Source organism: Acidithiobacillus sp. (assembly GCF_027322205.1).
Lineage (GTDB): Bacteria > Pseudomonadota > Gammaproteobacteria > Acidithiobacillales > Acidithiobacillaceae > Acidithiobacillus.
In genome coordinates, this window is the sequence record NZ_DAHVHY010000115.1 from 1 (window position 1) to 3,489 (window position 3,489).

2 protein-coding genes are annotated in these 3,489 nt (G+C 62.0%); both read left to right on the plus strand.

Translation table 11 applies throughout. From position 1 onward, the window contains the following. Nucleotides 1–1,028, plus strand: a 1,028-nt coding sequence (locus M7F93_RS11370; RefSeq protein ID WP_298173568.1) for an efflux RND transporter periplasmic adaptor subunit, incomplete at its 5' end; no start/stop codon positions are given. An 8-nt stretch (nucleotides 1,029–1,036) separates the two neighbouring features. Further along, the coding region (locus M7F93_RS11375; RefSeq protein WP_298173571.1) for an efflux RND transporter permease subunit at nucleotides 1,037–3,489 on the plus strand (2,453 nt) is incomplete at its 3' end.

The window sequence follows — 3,489 nt, forward strand, 5'->3', positions numbered from 1 at the left end:
ATGGCAGGTACCAATGGCGTCAGGACCGGTTGCAGGCCCGCCTGGCGGCTGCGGCCAACCCGGCGGTCACCGTTTCCGCCACCCGCGTGCAGATCCAGTCGATGGCGGGCGAGCTGACTGCCGTGGGCGAAATCGTGCCGCAACAGGGAGCGGTGCTCAGCCCGCAGACCGGCGGCGTGGCGCAGCGTATCGGTTTCCACTCCGGTGCCACGGTACAGAAAGGACAACTGCTCCTGTCCCTGGACCCTGGCGCTCTGCCCGGCCAGTTACAGGCCGCGCAGGCCCAGGCTGCTCTCGCCCAGGTGGACTATCAGCGCGCCGAGAAGGTCTTCGCCATCCACGGCATCTCCACCGCCGCATTGGATAAGGCCCGCTATGGTGCGAGTGCGGCGCAGGCTCAGGTGACTGCCTTGCAGGAATCGCTGGCGGATACGCAGATCCGTGCGCCCTTCGCCGGGGTACTGGGCTTGCGCACCGTTAATCCGGGTGAATATATCCACGCCGGTATGCCGGTGGTGCACATCGAAAACCTGCAGCAACTCTATGCCGACTTCACCGTACCCCAGCGGGATGTGCAGGCGGTACAGGTTGGCGCGCCGGTGCGGATTGATGTGCATAACGGCGACACCCTGCGCCATTACCACGCCAAAGTGCAGGCTGTCGCCAGTCATGTCGATGCGCAAAACCGCGCGGTCAGCGTCCGCGCACGCCTTGATGCAGCACAGGGCCTGAAGCCCGGCATGTTCGTCCGCGTCGTCCTGCAAAAAGAAGCTCCCACGGCGCACCTGATGATTCCCGTGGTGGCGGTGAGCTTTAACACCTACGGGGACTTTGTCTACGTGCTGACCCCCGGTGGCCCGGATAAGACCCTCATCGCCAAAGAGCAGCCGGTGACGACGGGTATGCAGCGTGGCAACGAAGTGGTTATCCGCTCCGGCCTGAAGGCCGGGGATCTGGTGGTCACCGCGGGACAGGTCAAGCTGCACAGCGGCGACCATGTGCGCATCAATAACGCCGTGCATCTCTGAGGATCCCCATGCATTTCACCGAACCCTTTATCCGCCGCCCCATCCTCGCCATTTCCCTGAGCCTGGTGCTGTTTTTCTTCGGGCTGCGCTCCCTCGGCCTGATGCCCATCACCGAGTATCCGCCCACCAACAGCTCCATGATCACAGTGACCACCCATTACTTCGGGGCGACCCCGAAGACCGTCAACGCTTTTATTACGGCACCGCTGGAAAAAGCCGTCGGGCAAGCGCCCGGCATCAACTACATGACGGCGGTAAGTGAAGATGGCATTTCCATCCTCACCCTCTATATGCGGATGGGCGAAGATCCCAGCGCGGCCTTGTCCCAGGTACAGAGCAAGGTGAACACCGTCCTCAATCAGCTCCCTCAGGGGGTGATGCAACCCGTTGTGCAGGAAATGTCGGGTTCCGGTGCTTACCTCATGCTGCTTAGCTTCCACGGCAAGGGCTTCAACCAGCAGCAGATCACCGATTACCTCACCCGCGTGGTGCAACCCGCCATCCAGTCGGTGCCGGGGGTCGGTCTGACTTCCATCCTGCCGCCGGGCACCGGTCCCAATGGTAATACCTATGCCATGCGCGTCTGGCTCAACCCGCAGGAAATGGCGGTGCTGGGTATCACCCCGGCACAGGTCAGCAGCGCGCTGAAGCAGAATGACTTTGTCGCCGCCGTCGGCCGTCTGCGTAGCCAGTATTACGCGGTTTCCCTGAGTGCCAACACCGCCCTGCACAGTGCCGCCGAGTTCCGCAATCTGGTGGTGGCGACGGTGCATGGGGTGCCGATCCGTCTGGGGCAGGTGGCCAAAGTCTCCCTGGGTGCCCAGACCTATGACTCATCCGTCATGGTGGACGGTCAGCCCGCGGTCAATATCGGCATCCAGCAGGCCCCCGGCAGTAACGCCCTGAAAGTGTCTCAGGGTATTCAAAAAGTCATGACCCAGTTGGACTCGACCATGCCGCCGGGCATGAAGGGCTACACCATTTACAATGGCGCGCAATTCGTCAAAAGCTCCCTGCAGGAAGTGGAAGTCAATATCGCCCTCGCGCTGCTGGTGGTCATCCTGGTGATCTACTTCTTCATGGGCTCGTGGCGGGCGCTGATCGTGCCGGTCCTGGCGATTCCGGTGGCGATGGTGGGGGCGATCACCATCCTCCATGCCCTCGGTTACACCCTCAATCTGCTCACCCTGCTGGCCATGGTGCTGGCCATCGGGCTGGTGGTGGATGACGCCATTATTGTTGTGGAGAACGTCCATCGACATATCGAAAACGGCGCCACGCCGCTGCACGCCGCCCTGACCAGCGCCCGTGAACTGGCCAGCCCCATCCTGGTCATGGCGACGACGCTGGTGGCGGTATTTGCGCCCATGGCTTTTATTGGCGGTCTGGTGGGGCATTTGTTCAGCGAATTTGCCTTTACCGTTGTCGCCACGGTGGTACTGTCCATGGTGGCCGCCCTGACCCTCGCCCCCATGCTCGCCTCGCGGGTTCTGAAGGCGGGGCACGCCGGCCGGATGGCACATCTGGTGGACCACGTTTTCGGACGACTCAAGGCGCTGTATGGTCGCACCTTGTTTCAGAGCCTGCGGGTCTGGCCGGCGACGGTGACGCTGGCGCTGATCCTCACCGTCGGCATTTATTTCCTCTTCTCCATCAGTCAGAGCGAGCTCGCCCCGCCCGCCAATCAGGGCATCGTCTATGTCAACGGCGTCGCCCAGCCGACAGCGACCCTGGAGTACATGAATGCCTACGATAGTTACCTGACCAAGACGGTTTTCAATAAAATCGCTAGCCGTAGTCACAGCTTCGCCGTCAATGGCGTGGGTATCGGCGGCATGCTGCTCAACAACGAGGTGATGGCGGGGGTGGTGCTCAAACCCGAGCGTGGCGATGTCACCACTCAGCAGGTCAAGGAGAAGGTGCAGAAACTGGCCGAGCAGGTGCCGGGCATGAAGCTTTCCGCCTTCGGCCTGCCGCCCTTGCCGGGAGCGGCGGTGGGGCTGCCGGTGCAGTTTGTGATCACCAGTACCGGTGGCGGCTATCATCAACTGGATGCGGTCTCCGGCAAGCTGGTGCGGGAGGCCAGGGCCAGCGGTCTGTTCTCCTTCGTCTGCAAAAATCTGAAGTACAATAATCAGATCCAGGAAATTCATATCAACCGGCAGATGGCCGCCTCCTTCGGCCTGAGCATGGCGGATATCGGGCAGAATCTGGAAACCCTGCTGGGCGGCAACTATGTCAATTATTTCGACATGGATGGCCTCAGCTACCGCGTCGTGCCCCAGGTGCCGCCCGCGCTGCGCGCCAATCCGGATTTCCTGAAGGCCTACACCATCAAGACGCCATCCGGCGCGCAGGTGCCACTGTCCACCTTTGTTTCCCTGCAGTCGCGACCGGCACCCACCTTCCTGCCGCAGTTCCAGCAGTTGCCCGCGGTCTTCATTCAGGCCAATCCGGCACC